General features: G+C 64.9%; 15 protein-coding genes. 11 read left to right on the forward strand and 4 right to left on the reverse strand.

The window, feature by feature from the left end:
* Window positions 1–53: 53 nt before the first annotated feature.
* Both rng and JHD59_RS10640 read right to left on the reverse strand, forming a co-directional pair.
* A complete protein-coding gene (gene rng / locus JHD59_RS10635; protein ID WP_043627741.1) occupies window positions 54–1,550 on the reverse strand; it encodes a ribonuclease G in 1,497 nt (498 codons plus the stop codon).
* 16 nt (window positions 1,551–1,566) lie between these two features.
* The gene (locus tag JHD59_RS10640; RefSeq protein WP_199154211.1) at window positions 1,567–2,163 is read right to left on the reverse strand and encodes a nucleoside triphosphate pyrophosphatase; all 597 of its coding nucleotides are present in this window, start codon (window positions 2,161–2,163) and stop codon (window positions 1,567–1,569) included.
* Between the two features lie 545 nt (window positions 2,164–2,708).
* Here JHD59_RS10640 and JHD59_RS10645 point away from each other — a divergent pair.
* The 6 genes from JHD59_RS10645 to JHD59_RS10670 all read left to right on the forward strand — a co-directional run bounded on the left by JHD59_RS10645 (window position 2,709) and on the right by JHD59_RS10670 (window position 8,105).
* On the forward strand, window positions 2,709–3,887 hold the full coding sequence (locus JHD59_RS10645; protein WP_199154212.1) for a multidrug effflux MFS transporter: 1,179 nt from the start codon (window positions 2,709–2,711) through the stop codon (window positions 3,885–3,887).
* A 117-nt stretch (window positions 3,888–4,004) separates the two neighbouring features.
* Window positions 4,005–4,793 (forward strand): 16S rRNA (adenine(1518)-N(6)/adenine(1519)-N(6))-dimethyltransferase RsmA, encoded by a 789-nt coding sequence (gene rsmA / locus JHD59_RS10650; protein WP_103317169.1) that lies wholly within the window; start codon window positions 4,005–4,007, stop codon window positions 4,791–4,793.
* A gap of 110 nt (window positions 4,794–4,903) precedes the next feature.
* Window positions 4,904–5,803, forward strand: a complete 900-nt coding sequence (locus JHD59_RS10655; protein ID WP_199154213.1) for a glutamate/aspartate ABC transporter substrate-binding protein — start codon at window positions 4,904–4,906, stop codon at window positions 5,801–5,803.
* Window positions 5,804–5,959: 156 nt separating this feature from the next.
* A complete protein-coding gene (locus JHD59_RS10660) occupies window positions 5,960–6,700 on the forward strand; it encodes an amino acid ABC transporter permease (protein WP_103317166.1) in 741 nt (246 codons plus the stop codon).
* Window positions 6,697–7,365: an amino acid ABC transporter permease gene (locus JHD59_RS10665; RefSeq protein ID WP_199154214.1), complete on the forward strand. Its 669-nt coding sequence runs from the start codon at window positions 6,697–6,699 to the stop codon at window positions 7,363–7,365. The genes JHD59_RS10660 and JHD59_RS10665 overlap by 4 nt, the downstream gene beginning before the upstream one ends.
* A gap of 5 nt (window positions 7,366–7,370) precedes the next feature.
* On the forward strand, window positions 7,371–8,105 hold the full coding sequence (locus JHD59_RS10670; protein ID WP_199154244.1) for an amino acid ABC transporter ATP-binding protein: 735 nt from the start codon (window positions 7,371–7,373) through the stop codon (window positions 8,103–8,105).
* A gap of 69 nt (window positions 8,106–8,174) precedes the next feature.
* On the opposite strand, the gene JHD59_RS10675 is transcribed toward JHD59_RS10670, so the two are convergent.
* Window positions 8,175–9,119 carry a hypothetical protein gene (locus tag JHD59_RS10675; protein ID WP_199154215.1) on the reverse strand — a complete coding sequence of 315 codons (945 nt, stop codon included), beginning with the start codon at window positions 9,117–9,119 and terminating at the stop codon, window positions 8,175–8,177.
* 230 nt (window positions 9,120–9,349) lie between these two features.
* Between JHD59_RS10675 and JHD59_RS10680 the strand changes: the two genes are divergently transcribed.
* The 4 genes from JHD59_RS10680 to JHD59_RS10695 all read left to right on the forward strand — a co-directional run bounded on the left by JHD59_RS10680 (window position 9,350) and on the right by JHD59_RS10695 (window position 14,021).
* Window positions 9,350–10,108, forward strand: a complete 759-nt coding sequence (locus tag JHD59_RS10680) for a transporter substrate-binding domain-containing protein (protein WP_199154216.1) — start codon at window positions 9,350–9,352, stop codon at window positions 10,106–10,108.
* Window positions 10,109–10,187: 79 nt separating this feature from the next.
* The gene (gene argH, locus JHD59_RS10685; RefSeq protein WP_199154217.1) at window positions 10,188–11,567 is read left to right on the forward strand and encodes an argininosuccinate lyase; all 1,380 of its coding nucleotides are present in this window, start codon (window positions 10,188–10,190) and stop codon (window positions 11,565–11,567) included.
* 133 nt (window positions 11,568–11,700) lie between these two features.
* A complete protein-coding gene (locus tag JHD59_RS10690; protein WP_103317159.1) occupies window positions 11,701–13,263 on the forward strand; it encodes a cyclic diguanylate phosphodiesterase in 1,563 nt (520 codons plus the stop codon).
* Between the two features lie 62 nt (window positions 13,264–13,325).
* Window positions 13,326–14,021: an aspartate/glutamate racemase family protein gene (locus tag JHD59_RS10695; protein ID WP_199154218.1), complete on the forward strand. Its 696-nt coding sequence runs from the start codon at window positions 13,326–13,328 to the stop codon at window positions 14,019–14,021.
* On the opposite strand, the gene JHD59_RS10700 is transcribed toward JHD59_RS10695, so the two are convergent.
* Window positions 14,018–14,926: an AraC family transcriptional regulator gene (locus JHD59_RS10700; protein ID WP_199154219.1), complete on the reverse strand. Its 909-nt coding sequence runs from the start codon at window positions 14,924–14,926 to the stop codon at window positions 14,018–14,020. The two genes, JHD59_RS10695 and JHD59_RS10700, sit on opposite strands and share 4 nt — an antisense overlap.
* 103 nt (window positions 14,927–15,029) lie before the next feature.
* On the opposite strand from JHD59_RS10700, the gene JHD59_RS10705 reads away from it, so the two are divergent.
* Complete coding sequence (locus JHD59_RS10705) at window positions 15,030–16,040, forward strand: NAD(P)-dependent alcohol dehydrogenase (RefSeq protein ID WP_199154220.1); 1,011 nt, start codon at window positions 15,030–15,032, stop codon at window positions 16,038–16,040.
* The last annotated feature ends 126 nt before the right edge of the window (window positions 16,041–16,166 follow it).

Raw genomic sequence — 16,166 nt, forward strand, 5'->3', positions numbered from 1 at the left:
CCGCGACAGCGGAACCGGCGGAACGCCCGGCCATGCCGGGCTTCCGCCCTACCTCACAGCAAGACCACGTCAAACTGCTCCTGCGTGTAGCTCGACTCCACCGATAGCGACACCGGCTTGCCGATGAAGTCCACCAGCATCGCCAGGCTCTGCGACTCCTCGTCCAGGAACATGTCGATCACCGACTGCGCCGCCAAAATGCGATAGCTCTTGGCGTCGTACTGCCGCGCCTCGCGCACGATCTCGCGCTGGATCTCGTAGCACACCGTCTGCGCCGTCTTGATCTCGCCGCGGCCCTGGCAGGTGGGGCAGGGCTCGCACAACACATGGGCCAGGCTTTCGCGGGTGCGCTTGCGGGTGATTTCCACCAGCCCCAGGCTGGTGAAGCCGTTCAGCGTCACCCGGGTGCGGTCGCGCGCCATGGCCTTGGCCAGCTCGGACAGCACCGCCGCCTGGTGCTCGTCGCTGTCCATGTCGATGAAATCGACGATGACGATGCCGCCCAGATTGCGCAGCCGCAGCTGGCGGGCGATGACCTGGGTGGCTTCCAGATTGGTCTTGAAGATGGTCTCGTCGAAGTTGCGGTTGCCGACGAAGCCGCCAGTGTTGACGTCTATCGTCGTCATCGCCTCGGTCTGGTCGATGATCAGATAGCCGCCGAACTTCAGGTTGACGCGGCGCGCCAAGGCCTTATCGATCTCGGCCTCGATGCCGTGCAGCTCGAACAGCGGCCGCTCGCCGGCGTAGCGCTCGATCTTGTCGACGGCGATCTGCACGTATTGTTCGGCGAACTCCACCATGCGGCTGTAGTTCTCGTTGGAGTCCACCAGCACTTTTTCGGTGTAGCCGCTGACCATGTCGCGCAGCACCCGCACCGCCAGCGGCAAATCGTCGTACAGCAGGCTTTGCGCCGGCAGCGTCTGCGACTTCTGCTTGATATCGGTCCACAGCTTGGACAGGTACTCGACGTCGGCCGCCAACTCGTCGTCGCGCGCGGTTTCGGCGCTGGTGCGGATGATGTAGCCCCTGGGGCTGCCGGCCGGCAGCAGCTTCTCCAGCCGCGCCTTCAGGTTGTGGCGCTCGCTGTCGCTTTCTATCTTTTGCGACACGCCGATGTGTTCTTCCTGCGGCAGATGCACCAGGAAGCGGCCGGCCAGCGAGATCTGCGTCGACAGCCGCGCGCCCTTGGTGCCGATCGGGTCCTTGATCACCTGCACCAGCACGGTCTGGCCCTCGAACAGCATCTTCTCGATGCGCTGCGGCTCGGTGGGATGCTGGCGCTGCTCCAGCACGTCGGCGATGTGCAGGAAGGCGGCGCGCTCCAGGCCGATCTCGATGAAAGCGCTCTGCATGCCCGGCAGCACGCGTTTCACCTGGCCCAGATAGATATTGCCGACGATGCCGCGGCTGGCGGCGCGCTCCACGTGCAATTCCTGCACCACGCCTTCTTCCAGCACGGCGACGCGGGTTTCCTGCGGCGTGATATTGACCAGTATCTGTTCCTGCGGGCGCGGCAGGTCGCGCGGCAGGGCTATCGATTGATGCAGCATGATGGCGTCCTTTGGCTTACGGCAGATCGAAGCCGAACTCGGCCAGCAGCAAGGCGGTTTCATACACCGGCAGGCCCATCACGCCGGTGTAGCTGCCCGCGATGCGCTCGATGAACACGCCGGCGCGGCCCTGTATGCCATAGCCGCCGGCCTTGTCGAACGGTTCGCCGCTGTCGATGTAGCGCTGGATTTCAGCGTCGGACAGCTTCTTGAAATAAACGTCGGTGACCGAAGTCTGGATGAGCAGCTTGTCGCCGCGCCTGACCGCCACGCTGGTGATCGCCTGGTGGCTGCGGCCGGAGAAGGCCAGCAGCATGCGGCGGGCGTCGGCGGCGTCTTCCGGCTTGCCGAAGATTTCGCCATCCTGGGTCACGGTGGTGTCGGCAGCCAGCAGCGGGCGCTCCGGCAGGCCGCAGGACGCCACCACCTGCCAGCCCGCCTCGGCCTTCTCGCGCGCCAGCCGCTCGGTGTAAGCGACGGCGTCCTCGCCCGGACGCACCGTTTCGTCGATGTCGGCGTGGATGCGCTCCAGATTCAGGCCAAGCTGCTCCAGGATCTCGCGCCGGCGCGGGCTGCCGGAAGCGAGATATATTCTATTGTCATTGGCGATCATGTCAGGCTGCTCGTTTGTTCTTTGGCTGTCGCCTAGGTTACCAGAGCGGCAGGCGGCCAACCATCTTTCCACCGTGACAGCCCGGTGCTTGCGCCGTGACGCGCCCGTGGATTCAAGCACTTGACGCAGGACGCGGATTGGTAAACGTTTGTAAGCCACGCGGGGCAGGCTAGGGGCTGTTGACGTTTGGTGAGTGGATCGCGTTTGAGCCGATTTGGGCCGGAAGCAAGGCGCACAGTCCGCCGCATAGTCATTCTATGCAAGGGCTGGGCAACGTGGCTTCCGGCCCAAAGCGGCCAAACCCGCAGGGCCGGGCGCCTTTCGCGCCGACTCTTCGTTGTTCCGCTCTGGCAGAGAATGACTATGCGGCGCGCGAAACGCCTCGATTCGCCGCAAAACGCATCCCGGCGCGACCGCCCACCAAACGTCAACAGCCCCTAGTGCGCGTTCATGCCATCAATCTTACCAATGATTTATTTTATGCAAATTGAGCATAAATAGACTGTTTTGGTATCATGGCTATTTTACGCCAGCCGTCTCGCGCCATGCCGCACGTCCGCCTCAACGCCCGTCACGCCAATTTGGCCACTGCCGTCGCCATTTTGCTGATCCTGTTCAACCCGCTGGGCATTGATCTCTACCTGCCGGCGCTGCCCCAGCTGCACAGCCAATTCCATGCCGACGCCTCGGCCAGCATCGGCGCCTTCGTGTTCAGCCTGGGTTTGGGCCAGCTGCTGTTCGGGCCGCTGGCGGACCGCATCGGCCGCCGGCCGGTCGCGCTGGGCGGCCTGCTGGTCTATGCCGCCGCCTCCGTGCTGGCCAGCCGCAGCGGCGCCTTGTCCAGTTTCATGCTGGCGCGCATGCTGCAGGGCCTGGGCGCCAGCGCCAGCGCGGTATGCGCCTTCACCCTGATCCGCGACTGCTACTCCGGCCACGCGGCTGCCCGCCGCTATAGCCTGCTCAACGGCACGCTCAGCATCGTGCCGGCGCTGGCGCCGACACTGGGCGGCTTGTTGATCCGGCAGTACGGCTGGCCGTCCTGTTTCCAGCTGCTGGCGGCGCTGGCCTTGGCCGCCTTCGCCGTCCTGGCCTGGCGCATGCCGGAGACGCGTCCCGCCGCGCCGCCGCGGGCCGAGCGCATCGGCAGCGCCGATTTGCTGCGCCACCCGGAACTGCTGCGATACGGCGCCTGCAGCTGCGCCGCGCTGGGCATGATCCTGAGCTACGTCACGCTGGCCCCCGGCGTGCTGATCGCCCGCGGCGGGATGGACGCCGCCACCTTTGGTCTGTTGTTCGGCGCCAATGCCTTGCTGATCATGGCCGCCAGCTTCGCCAGCCTGCGGCTGATCGGCCGTTTTTCGCTGCAGACGCTGCTGCACTGCGGGCTCAGCCTGATGGCCTTGGCCGGCTTGCTGCTGCTGGCGCTTTCCGGCCGCGGCGAAGCCTGGCATTACATGGGGCCGGTGGCGGTGTTGAGCGTGGGCTTCGCCTTCACCTTGGGGCCGGCCAGCAGCCTGGCGATGGCGCCGTTCAGCCATGCCGCCGGCCGCGCCGCCGCGCTGTTGGGCTGCAGCCAGATGCTGTTCGCCGCCGCGCTGTCCGCCGGACTGGCCGCCTTGCCCGTGCCGGGCGAGTGGGCGCTGGCCGGCGCGGCGCTGCTGCTGTCCGCCGGCTGCGCTCTGGCCCTGCGCCAACCAGGGGTGCCGGCGCCGGCGGGCGCCTGAGCGCCGGTTCCTGATTTTCCGGCCACGCCGCGGAAAATCAGGCCAACTGCCTGAATCGCTTGGGACATTTGCCGCGGCGCGAGTACAATCGCGGCTGTTCCAAGATTTGGCAAATTCATGAGCAATCACATCCCGCGCAAGCGTTTCGGGCAGAACTTCCTGCAGGACGCCAGCGTCATCGCAGGCATCGTCCACGCGGTCAATCCGCAACCGGACGACATCGTCATCGAAATCGGCCCCGGCCTGGGCGCCATCACCAAACCGCTGCTGGCCCGCCTCAAGCACCTGCATGTGGTGGAAATCGACCGCGACATCATCGAGCGGCTCAAGGCCGAGCATCCTGCCGACAAGCTGACCATCCACGCCGGCGACGCGCTGGCCTTCGATTTCGCCTCGGTCAGCCAGCAGCCGCTGAAGATCGTCGGCAACCTGCCGTACAACATCTCCACGCCGCTGCTGTTCCACCTGGCCAGCTACGGCAACCGCGTGCTGGACATGCACTTCATGCTGCAGAAGGAAGTGATCGAGCGCATGGTGGCCGAGCCGTCCACGGCCGATTACGGCCGGCTGTCCGTCATGCTGCAATACCGCTTCTATATGGAAAACATCCTGTTCGTGCCGCCGGAAGCATTCTGGCCGCCGCCGAAGGTCGATTCCGCCGTGGTGCGGATGATTCCGGCGCCGGGCCGCTGCGGCGTGGCGCGCGATGAGGCGATGCTGGAAAAACTGGTGATCCAGGCCTTTGCCCAGCGCCGCAAAACGCTGCGCAACAATCTCAAGGGCCTGGTCGACGTGGCCGATCTGGACGCGCTGGGCATTGATCCGGGCCTGCGTCCGGAGAATCTGCCGGTGGAGGACTATGTCCGCCTGGCCAACCATTTGTCTGACAAAGGCATTCAGTCCTGACACAAACAAAAAATATCAGCATACTGTCAGACAATCACTAAAAAGAAGATCAAGGCGCCGCCCCAGCGGCGCCAACCTCCCCGCAAAGAGAGTCTATAAGGAGAAACTCCATGCATATCCGCACCTCCGTCATCGCCGGATGTACCCTGGCCGCACTGGCCTCCCTGCCTGCAAGCGCGGCCGAGCTGACCGGCACGCTGAAGAAGATCAAGGAATCCGGCGTGATCGTGCTGGGCAACCGCGATTCGTCCATCCCGTTCTCGTACTACGACAACAACCAGAAGCCGATCGGCTATTCGGTGGACCTCGCCAATAAAGTGGTGGACGAGGTCAAGAAAGAACTGAAGATGCCGAACCTGCAGGTGCGCTACAACCTGGTGACCTCGCAGACCCGCATCCCGCTGGTGCAGAACGGCACGGTGGACCTGGAGTGCGGCTCCACCACCAATAACGCCGAACGCGGCAAGCAGGTGGCGTTCTCGGTCGGCATCTTCGAGATCGGCACCCGCTTGCTGACGGCCAAGACCTCCGGCATCAAGGACTTCCCGGACCTGAAGGGCAAAAACGTGGTCACCACCGCCGGCACCACGTCCGAACGCCTGATCAAGGCGATGAACGCCAGCAAGAACCTGGGCATGAACGTCATCTCCGCCAAGGACCACGGCGAATCGTTCCTGATGCTGGAGTCTGGCCGCGCCGTCGCCTTCATGATGGACGACGCGCTGTTGTACGGCGAAATGGCCAAGGCCAAGAACCCGGCCAACTGGGTCGTCACCGGCAAGTCGCAGTCCTACGAGATCTACGGCTGCATGCTGCGCAAGGATGATCCGGCGTTCAAGAAGGTGGTGGACACCGCGCTGGAGAAGACCTTCAAGTCCGGCGAGATCAACAAGATCTACGCCAAGTGGTTTACCAGCCCGGTGCCGCCGAAAGGCCTGAACCTCAACTTCCCGATGTCCGACGAGCTCAAAGCGCTGCTGGATAAACCGACCGACAAGCCTGCCGAGTAAGCCGGCCCGGCCGCGCTTGCGGCCTTCGCCCTGAAGCTTTGAACGCCAAGCCGCCTGCCCAAGCAGGCGGCGGTTTCACCCTGCGCGGCCGTCTTAGGCCGGCAGGGGCATCAATCGCCGCGCCGTCTACCGACCGCGCGGCTGGGAGTGGTTGCCATGAATTATCACTGGGACTGGGGAATCTTCTTCAAGCCTACCGGCGTCGGTAGCGAAATCTATCTCAATTGGTTTGCCAGCGGACTGTACTGGACGCTGGCGGTGGCGCTGAGCGGCTGGATCATCGCGCTCGCCATCGGCACGGCGGTCGGCGTGGCGCGCACGCTGCCCAAGCGCTGGCCGGCCGCGCTCGCCGCCGCTTATATCGATTTGTTCCGCAATGTGCCGCTGCTGGTGCAGCTGTTCATCTGGTACTTCCTGGTGCCGGACCTGCTGCCGGAGGGCGCGCAGATCTGGTACAAGCAGGATCTGTCGCCGACCACCTCGCAGTTCCTGTCGGTGGTGGTGTGCCTGGGCCTGTTCACCGCCGCCCGCGTGGCGGAGCAAGTGCGCACCGGCATCGAGGCGTTGCCGCGCGGCCAGCGCAACGCGGCGATGGCGATGGGCTTCTCGCAGGCGCAAACCTACCGCCATGTGCTGCTGCCGCAGGCGCTGCGCGTCATCATCCCGCCCTTGACCAGCGAGTTCCTGAACATCATCAAGAACTCGTCGGTGGCGTCGCTGATCGGGCTGATGGAGTTGCTGGCGCAAACCCGGCAGACCGCCGAGTATTCCGCGAATATCTTCGAGGCTTTCACCCTGGCCACCGTCATCTACTTCGTGCTCAATATGAGCCTGATGCTGCTGATGAACGGGCTGGAGAAAAAGCTCAGGGTGCCCGGCATGATGGGAGGCAAATGATGGATTTCAGCCAAATCCTCCCCGCCCTGCCCGGCCTGAGCCAAGGCATGCTGCTGACACTGAAGATGCTGGCCGGCGGCGTGGCAGGCGGCGTGCTGCTCGGCATCCTGCTGGCGCTGGCGCGCTTGTCCGACTTCAAGCCGCTGTCGGCGCTGGCCACGGCCTACATCTATTATTTCCGCTCCATTCCGCTCTTGCTGGTGATCTCCTGGTTCTACCTGGCGGTGCCGCTGCTGCTGAACCGTATCACCGGCAGCCTGGAGCCGGTGGGCGCCTTCACCTCCTGCCTCACCGCATTCGTGATGTTCGAGGCGGCGTATTTCGCCGAGATCGTCCGCGCCGGCATCCAGGCGATACCGAAAGGCCAGCCCAATGCCGCCTACGCGCTGGGCATGCGCTATCACCAAGTGATGGGGCTGATCGTGCTGCCGCAGGCGCTGCGCAAGATGCTGCCGCTGCTCTTGCAGCAGTCCATCATCCTGTTCCAGGACACGTCTCTGGTATACGCTGTCGGACTGATGGATTTTCTGAATACCGCCCGCTCCAAGGGCGACATCGTCGGCCTGCCGCACGAATTCCTGATATTCGCCGGCGTGGTCTACTTCGTAATCAGTTTTAGCGCTTCGCGTTTGGTGAAGCGCCTGCAACAAAGGTTGGCTGTATGACTGCAATGATTTCGCTGAACAAGGTCAGCAAATGGTATGGCGACTTCCAGGTGCTGACCGACTGCACCACCGAGGTCGCCAAGGGCGAGGTGGTGGTCGTATGCGGGCCGTCCGGCTCCGGCAAGTCCACCCTGATCAAGTGCGTCAACGGGCTGGAGGCGTTCCAGCAGGGCGAGATCGTCGTCGACGGCATCTCGGTGGGCGATCCGAAAACCGACCTGCCCAAGCTGCGCAGCCGCGTCGGCATGGTGTTCCAGCACTTCGAGCTGTTCCCGCACCTCACCATTACCGAAAACCTTGCCATCGCCCAGATCAAGGTGCTGGGCCGCAGCCGCGACGAGGCGGTGGACAAGGGCCTGAAGCTGCTGGACCGCGTCGGCCTGAAGGAGCAAGCCGACAAGCACCCCGGCCAGCTGTCCGGCGGCCAGCAGCAGCGGGTGGCCATCGCCCGCGCGCTGGCCATGGACCCGATCGCCATGCTGTTCGACGAGCCGACCTCCGCGCTGGACCCGGAAATGATCAACGAGGTGCTGGACGTGATGACCGGCCTGGCGCACGAAGGCATGACCATGATGTGCGTGACGCACGAGATGGGCTTCGCCCGCCGCGTGGCCGATCGCGTGATCTTCATGGATCAGGGCCGCATCGTCGAAGACTGCGCCAAGGAAGAGTTCTTCGGCAATCTGGACGCCCGCAGCGAGCGCGCGCGCCACTTCCTGTCCAAGATCCTGCAGCACTGATCTTGTGCGACAGCCAAACAAAAGCCCGCGCCAAAGCGCGGGCTTTTTGCGTAAAACGCTGCTAACGGCTTACCACACGCCTGCGTGGTAACCGGTCGGCACTGGATAGGCGAAGGTGCTGCCGCCAAAATTGAAGGCGCCGGAAGAGGTATTGTTGTTCAGCGCGCCGGTGGCCAGCGCCGCCGGGCAATAAGTTGCTTGTGACATGCCGGTATAGATCACTGCATAAGGCTTGCCGCCGCCGTTGTACACACTCAACGTGCCGTTATCCGCATCGAAGGCATAGCCGATAGGAGCCAGCTTGGCGATGGCTGTCTTATTGATCAGCGTTTCAGCGTTACGCGTGGCACCAATGCCCCAGGCCTGGTCGTTTTCCACTGCATAAGTACCGTTGCCGGTGATGCCGTTGCCAGTCAACTGAGGTCCAGGCGGATTAGTCGCCCAACCGGCCAACAGCGCACGGGACACGGCATTGCCAGACAGCTGGGTCGGCGTCATTTCAAAATACCACTTGCCACTGCTCTTACAGACATTGGCCGCCACGGCAGTGCTGCCGCTGGCAGTCACTTGCAGCGAACCGCCGGGGAAGGCGGCACAGCCGCTGGCGGCGCCAACGGCGCAAGCGCCATTACGCGACACGCCATTGCCGATACCGCTATTGCCGCTGCCATACAAGGTAATGAGAGTAGAGCCCAACAACACAGTAGCGCTACGACCACCCGCCGCTGACGGCGTGAAGCTGAAACTGATCTGGCAGGAACCGTTCACTGCGATATTGGCGCAGCTGTTTGCCGCCACGGAGAAGTCACCAGGATTGTTGCCGCCCAGCACCGGCGACAGCAGATTGCCGGCCGCACCGATGTTCAGCAAATTGATCGTCACCAGCCCTGGAGAGGGCTTGCCTACTGCCGGAGCCTGAGGAAACACCCGGCTTTCCGACACCACGAATTGCGCCGCCATGGCCTGACCGGCCAGCAAGGAAGTTAGCAACAATATTTTTGCTTTGCGATACATGCATCATCTCCATGGACAGGAGGAAAGCTCCTCCTTAAACAATTTGTTTACATACTGACACCTTTTTTAAATTTTATAAATATCAATTATTTACATGCCTCTTCCTTGTCGCAGCATTTCAATCGCGCGCGACATTTTTACAACATACCGATGCGGTATGCGCTGACAAAGTCGATGCTGCTGATGATTAACGGATAGGATTGCTGAAAACATTTCCAAGCAAAACCACCGTGAAGAAACTGACCGCCCTGTTGCTGTTCGTTCTGTCTGCATCGGCACTGGCAGCCGCGCCGGCCGCCCCGCAAACGCTGGTTTTCGCCTACAACGCGTTTGCGCCCTGGAAAACATTCGACAGCCAAGGCCGGCCGACCGGTCCGTACACCGATATCGTGCGCGAGCTGGCGCGGCGCATGCATCTCTCGCTGCGTTTCCTGCCCTGCCCGCTGTCGCGCTGTCTGGCCGCCATGCAGAATGGCAAGGCCGACCTGATGATAGGCGTGCAGAACACGCCGCAACGGGCGCGCTATCTGGATTTCCTGGATCCGCCGTTCGCCAACGACAACCGGCTGGCGTTGTATCAGCGCAGCGGCGACAGCCGCGACATCAGCCATTATTCCGACCTGCTGCCGTTGACGGTGGGCGTGGTGGAAGGCGTGCAGTACCAGCCGCAATTCGATGCCGATGGCCGCATCCGCCGCGACGCTGGGCCGACGGCGGAATCGAGCTTTCGCAAGCTGGTGGCCGGCCGCATCGATGTGCTGATAGACAACGAACAACAAAGCGCGCTGCTGGCGTCCAACGACGAATTCGCCGGCCGGGTGCAGCGCGCGCGGCTGACGCTGGACAATCCCCATCCCAACCGTCTGGCCCTGGCGCGCCATTCGCCATTGCAGCCGGAAAAAGCCGAATTTGAGCAAACCTTGCGCGCCATGTTGGCCGACGGCACCGTCACGCGCCTGCTGACGGTGGGGCAAGCGCGGACTCGCTAGGAAAAATCCATGCTGGCCGCGCGCGGTGGCGGCTGGCATAGTAGGGGTCTTTGCACGATCACCAGTGGGACGCAACGCCATGCAAGACCAACACGCCTGGTCCGGCCGCTTTTCCGAGCCGGTTTCCGAACTCGTCAAGCACTACACCGCCTCCATCGGCTTCGACTACCGACTGGCCGAGGTGGACATCGAAGGCTCGCTGGCGCACGCCGCGATGCTGAACCGATCCGGCGTGCTCAGCGACGCCGATCTGGAAGCGATCCGACGAGGCATGGCCGAAATCCGCGCCGAGATCCGCGCCGGCCAGCTGGAGTGGAGCGTCGATCTGGAAGACGTGCACATGAATATCGAACGCCGGCTGACCGACCGCATCGGCGACGCCGGCAAGCGGCTGCATACCGGCCGCAGCCGCAACGACCAAGTCGCCACCGACATCCGGCTGTGGCTGCGCGGCGAGATCGACGCCACCGTCGGCCTGCTGGCCGAGCTGCAGCTGAGCTTGCTGGATCTGGCCGAGCAGCACGCCGCCACTGTGATGCCGGGCTTCACCCACCTGCAGGTGGCGCAGCCGGTGACCTTCGGCCACCATCTGCTGGCTTACGTGGAGATGCTGGCGCGCGACGCCGAGCGGATGCAGGACTGCCGCAAACGCGTCAATCGCCTGCCGCTGGGCGCGGCGGCATTGGCCGGCACCACCTATCCGATAGACCGCCACTACACCGCCGGCCTGCTGGGCTTCGACGACGTGTGCCACAACTCGCTGGACGCCGTGTCCGACCGCGACTTCGCCATCGAATTCACCGCCGCCGCCAGCCTGGCGATGCTCCACCTGTCGCGGCTGTCGGAAGAACTGATCCTGTGGATGAGCCCGCGCGTCGGCTTCATCGACATCGCCGACCGCTTCTGCACCGGCTCGTCCATCATGCCGCAGAAGAAGAACCCGGACGTGCCGGAGCTGGTGCGCGGCAAGTCCGGCCGCGTGGTGGGCCACCTGATCGCGCTGATCACGCTGATGAAGGCGCAGCCCTTGGCTTACAACAAGGACAATCAGGAAGACAAGGAACCCTTGTTCGACACCGTGGACACGCTGCAGACCACCTTGCGCATCTACGCCGACATGATGCGCGGCGTGACGGTGAAGCCGGAGGCGATGCGCGCCGCCGTGCTGCAGGGTTACGCCACCGCCACCGATCTGGCCGACTACCTGGTGAAAAAGGGCCTTCCCTTCCGCGACAGCCACGAAGTGGTGGCGCTGGCGGTGCGCCATGCCGAACAGCAGGGCGTCGATCTGTCCGAGCTGGCGCTGCCGGTGCTGCAGGGCTTCAGTGCGCTGATCGCCGAGGATGTCTATACCGTACTGACACCGGAAGGCAGCCTGGCGCAGCGCGACCACGTCGGCGGGACCGCGCCGACCCAGGTAAGGGCGCAGATCGAACGCCACCGCGCACGGCTGGCATAAGCCCGCCCCGCGTCCGCCACAACCCTCCGCCCGGAGGGTTTTTGCATTTCTGGTTTAATATAAAACGTTTATTTAAAACCAAATTGCGGCGGATCAGCCTTGAGGACGCGGGAGGTCCTGTCGCGGAGACGCGATGAATCCCTTGCATCCACGCCGCCAACACCGCGTGTCGCATCTGCTGGCCAGCCTGCTGGTCGGCGCGCTGCCCTTGCTGGCCATCATTCCCACCCTGATATGGCAAGAAAAGCAGGACCTGCGGCGCCAAGCCGAACAACAGGTGACACAGGCCCAGATCCAGCTGGACGAGATCCTCGATCAGGCCCAGCTGGCGAGCCGCGCCATCCTGCCGCTGGCCGGCAGCCGCTGCGAAGACGCCGAACAGGAGCTGCGCCGCCAGGCCACCATCGTGCCCTTCGTGCGCAGCACCGCGCTGCTGCGCGACGACGCGATCTATTGCACCTCGCTATCGGGTCCTATTCCCGACCCCAAGCCCTATAGCACGCCATTCGTCGCCGGCGTCTTGCGGCTGCTGCCCGGCAACCGCACCACGCCGGATGTGCCGGTGCTGCATTTCCGGCTGCGCGGCGAACATGGCGATGCGCTGTCGGCAGTGGATGGCCGCTACCTGCAGCTGGCGTTGCAGGACGCCAGCGACGAAGGCCCGGTCTACCTGATCGTGGGCACGCGCTGGCTAGGCCCGCATAAAACCGGCGAGGGCAAGCCGCCGCATCCCACCCAGATTCAGGCGCAGCGGCAGTCCGCGCGCTATCCGTATTCGGTTTCCACCGGCTACGCGCTGCCCGCCGGCCACTGGGTGCTGTGGCAGCACCATGCCGCGCTGCTGCTGGTCGTGGCCGCACTGAGCCTGTTGGCCGGCGCCACGCTGTACGCCCTGCTGGGGCGGCCGGCCTCGCCAACCGAGGAGCTGCTGCGCGCGCTGGACAACGAAGAATTCGAAGGCTTCCTGCAGCCCATCGTCAGGCCCAGGCAGGCCGGCTGGCAGGGGGCGGAGGTATTGATGCGCTGGCGCCATCCGCGCGAGGGCTTGATCCGTCCCGATCTGTTCATCCCGCGCGCGGAGGAGAGCGGGATGATCGTGCCGATGACGCGCAGCATGATGAACCGGCTGCTGCGGCAACTGGCCGCGCTGCGGCTGCCGGACGGTTTCCATCTGGGGCTGAACATCAGCCGCGCCCATCTGGACGATCCGCGTTTCTATAGCGACTGCGAGAGCTGGCAGCGCGCGCTGGCCGGCTGCGGCGCGACGCTGACGCTGGAGCTGACCGAACGCGAAATCATCGCCATCACGCCGGAAGTGGAGGCCTTGTTCCGCCAGCTGCATGCGCTGGGCATCACCATCGCGCTGGACGATTTCGGCACCGGCCACTCCAGCCTGGTTTATCTGCACCAGTTGGCGGTGGACGGACTGAAGATAGATCAAAGCTTCGTCGCCGGCATCGGCAGCGACGGGCTGTCGGCCCACATCGTGGACAGCGTGGCCGAACTGGCGGCCAAACTGGGCCTGGATACGGTGGCGGAAGGAGTGGAAACCGCCGAGCAGTTCGACTACCTGTGCCAACTCGGCGTCGGCTGGCTGCAGGGCTACTACATCGCCAAACCGATGCCGCTGAATGCCTTCATCCGCCGGCTGCGCGCTGGCGACACCTGGGACGGGTATGAGACATTGTCATTTTAATGACTGATGCGTAGACTGCGCCGATCGGCGCCGGCATGCGGCGCCGCTTAACTGACCAAATCATGACAGCAAAAACCATAGGCATCGCCGGCGTGACCGTGCCCGGCGCCGTCGATTGCCTCTCCAAGATCCATCGTCTGTGCGCAGACCGCTTCCCCACCCATCACCACCCGCGCTTTGTGCTGGACCAGCCGGACTTCGGCATCGTGCACCAGGCCCAGGACGACGACCGCTGGGACAAGGTAGCCGACTCCATCGTCGGCTCGCTGCAACGCCTGGCCGGCGCCGGCGCCGAACTGGCGGTGATCCCGGCCAACACCGTGCACTTGGTGGTGGACGATATCCGCGCCCGCTCGCCCATCCCGCTGATCAGCATGCTAGACGTGGTGGCCGACGCCTGCGCGGCGCGCGGCCTGAAACGAGTGGCGATACTCGGCACGCGCTGGACCATGGCGCGCCGGCTGTACCAGGCGCCGCTCGCCGCCCGCGGCATAGCGGAAGTGATCCCCGACGAAGCGCAGCAGGCCATCATCCAGCGCGCGATTTTCTCCGAACTGGTGCCCACCGGCCGCGCCAGCGACGAAACGCTGGCCGCGCTGCTGCAAGTGGTGCAGTCCATGCAGGCCCAAGGGTGCGATGGCGTGGCGCTGGCCTGCACCGAACTGCCCTTGGTGCTGAACGACGCCAATTGCGGCATGCCGGCCATCGACACCACGCTGACGCTGGCCGCGGCGGCGCTGGCCGCCGCCTGCGGCTAATCTGCCGCCGCCCGCCGGTATTCGCCCGGCGGCATCCCCGTCAGCCGCTTGAACGCGCGCTGGAAGGCGGCGTCGCTGTCGTAGCCGACGCGCGCCGCCACTTCAGCCAGCGGCAGCCGGCTCTCGCGCAGCAAGCCGCGCGCGCGGTCGATGCGCCAGGCCGTCAGATGATTCAGCGGCGTGTCGCCCACCCGCTGGCGGAAATAGCGGGCGAAGGCGGAACGCGACATGCCGGCGCGCGCGGCCATCGCCTGCAGCGTCCACGGCGCGGCCAGATCGGCATGCAGGGCGCGCAACAGCGGCGACAAGCGCGGGTCCGACAGCGCGCCCAGCCAGCCTTGGCCGCGGCCTGACAGGCAATAAATCCGCAACGCCTCGATCAGCAGCACATCCACTAGCTTCTGCACCACCAGCCGCGAGCCCAGCCCCGGCTCGGCATTCTCGCGCGCAATCATCTCCAGCGCGGCCTGCAGCAAGCGCGCCCGCTCGGCGTCCAGCGGCACATGCAGCACCGGCGGCAACAGCGCCATCAGCGGCGCGCCGGCGGCAGCATCGAATACGAAACGGCCGGACACGACATCGGTTTTATCGCCCTCGCCGCCAAAGCGGATCAGGCCCTCGGTGCGACCGGCGAAGACCGCTTCGCAGGGAATGGCCGGGCGCTGCGGCGCGTCCAGCAGGCTGAAGCGCTGGCCGCCGCTGACGATGAACAGATCGCCGGCCGCCAACGCCAGCGGCTGGTCCAGCCCGGCGCCGCTGAGCCAGCAACGGCCATGGCCGACGATGCCGAAACGGGCGGACACTTGATGCGCAAAATCGATGCCCCAAGGCGCGCGCGCCTCCAGTCGCGCGTACAGCGCGCTTTCCACCCGCATGGCGGTGAACAGGTTTTCCAGCAGGTCCATGGCAGTTTGAGACGAATGGTGAATAAGCCGGCACGGCAAGTCATTCATCATACCGCTTGCCCGCGGCAAGATGGCAGCGTTGTTTCTCAACAGGACCATTACGATGCAAAGTTACCGTTTTTCGCGCTTCGGCGCCCTCGACCATTTGCAAAGACACGACGAAGCCATGCCGCAACCGGGCCGCGGCGAAGTGCTGGTCAGGGTGCGCACCAGTTCGTTGAACTACCGCGACCTGGCGCTGCTGCACGGCCACTATCCGATGAGCTGGCAAGATGGGTTGATTCCGCTGTCCGACGGCGCCGGCGACATCGTCGCGCTGGGCGAGGACTGCCGCCGCTTCGCCGTCGGCGACCGCGTCTGCAACGCCTTCTTCCCGGAATGGTTTGGCGGGCCGTTCCCGCTGCCGCAGGCCGCGCGCCAGTACGGCAGCAATCTGGACGGCTGGCTGTGCCAGTACAAGACGGTGCGCGAGGAGGCGCTGGTCCGGGTGCCGGATCATCTGAGCTACGCCGAGGCCGCCGCGCTGCCCTGCGCCGCGCTGACTGCCTGGACCGCCCTGACAGGACCCAAGCCGCTGCAGGCCGGCGACACGGTGCTGGTGCAAGGCACCGGCGGCGTGTCGCTGTTCGCGCTGCAATTGGCCAAGCTGATGGGCGCGCGCGTGATCGCCACCACCTCCAGCGCGGACAAGGCGCAGCGGCTGCGGGCGCTGGGCGCCGACGAAGTCATCGACTACCAGGCCACGCCGGACTGGGGCGCGCGGGCGCGGGCGCTGACCGGCGGACAAGGCGTGGACTGGGTCATCGAAGTGGGCGGCCAGGGCACGCTGGAACAATCGCTGGCCGCCATCGCGGCGGGCGGCGAAATCGCGGTGATCGGCTTTCTGGACCAGGGCGGCGCGGCGCTGGACTTCATGCGCTACTTCATGAGCGGCGCCACGCTCAGGCGCATCGCGGTCGGCCACCGCGACGGCTTGGAGGCGATGCTGCGCGCCATCGGCCAGCATCGGCTGCGCCCGGTGATAGACCGGGCCTTCGCCTTCGACCAGGCGCGCGCGGCGTTTGAGCATTTCGACGCGCGCCGCCACTTCGGCAAGGTGGTGATCACGCACTAGCCGCGCACACTGGCGCGTAGGGCCTGCCGCCTGTGCGCCAGCCGGAATCTGCGCCGGGAATCACGCCAAGCCCCTTGCCCAAGCGCGAGTAGCCAGTCTTGCGCCAAGGCGCACATGCGGCTTTTT

Source organism: Chromobacterium sp. ASV23, from assembly GCF_016428945.1.
GTDB lineage: Bacteria > Pseudomonadota > Gammaproteobacteria > Burkholderiales > Chromobacteriaceae > Chromobacterium > Chromobacterium sinusclupearum.

Bases quoted from the DNA above. Each gene is read 5' to 3' on its own strand.
- JHD59_RS10645 (WP_199154212.1), top strand. From the start codon at position 2,709: ATGCCGCACGTCCGCCTCAACGCCCGTCACGCCAATTTGGCCACTGCC.
- JHD59_RS10695 (WP_199154218.1), top strand. From the start codon at position 13,326: ATGACAGCAAAAACCATAGGCATCGCCGGCGTGACCGTGCCCGGCGCC.
- JHD59_RS10660 (WP_103317166.1), top strand. From the start codon at position 5,960: ATGAATTATCACTGGGACTGGGGAATCTTCTTCAAGCCTACCGGCGTC.
- JHD59_RS10655 (WP_199154213.1), top strand. From the start codon at position 4,904: ATGCATATCCGCACCTCCGTCATCGCCGGATGTACCCTGGCCGCACTG.
- JHD59_RS10675 (WP_199154215.1), bottom strand. From the start codon at position 9,119: ATGTATCGCAAAGCAAAAATATTGTTGCTAACTTCCTTGCTGGCCGGT.
- rsmA (WP_103317169.1), top strand. From the start codon at position 4,005: ATGAGCAATCACATCCCGCGCAAGCGTTTCGGGCAGAACTTCCTGCAG.
- rng (WP_043627741.1), bottom strand. From the start codon at position 1,550: ATGCTGCATCAATCGATAGCCCTGCCGCGCGACCTGCCGCGCCCGCAG.
- JHD59_RS10700 (WP_199154219.1), bottom strand. From the start codon at position 14,926: ATGGACCTGCTGGAAAACCTGTTCACCGCCATGCGGGTGGAAAGCGCG.
- JHD59_RS10690 (WP_103317159.1), top strand. From the start codon at position 11,701: ATGAATCCCTTGCATCCACGCCGCCAACACCGCGTGTCGCATCTGCTG.
- JHD59_RS10665 (WP_199154214.1), top strand. From the start codon at position 6,697: ATGATGGATTTCAGCCAAATCCTCCCCGCCCTGCCCGGCCTGAGCCAA.
- JHD59_RS10670 (WP_199154244.1), top strand. From the start codon at position 7,371: ATGATTTCGCTGAACAAGGTCAGCAAATGGTATGGCGACTTCCAGGTG.
- JHD59_RS10705 (WP_199154220.1), top strand. From the start codon at position 15,030: ATGCAAAGTTACCGTTTTTCGCGCTTCGGCGCCCTCGACCATTTGCAA.
- JHD59_RS10640 (WP_199154211.1), bottom strand. From the start codon at position 2,163: ATGATCGCCAATGACAATAGAATATATCTCGCTTCCGGCAGCCCGCGC.
- argH (WP_199154217.1), top strand. From the start codon at position 10,188: ATGCAAGACCAACACGCCTGGTCCGGCCGCTTTTCCGAGCCGGTTTCC.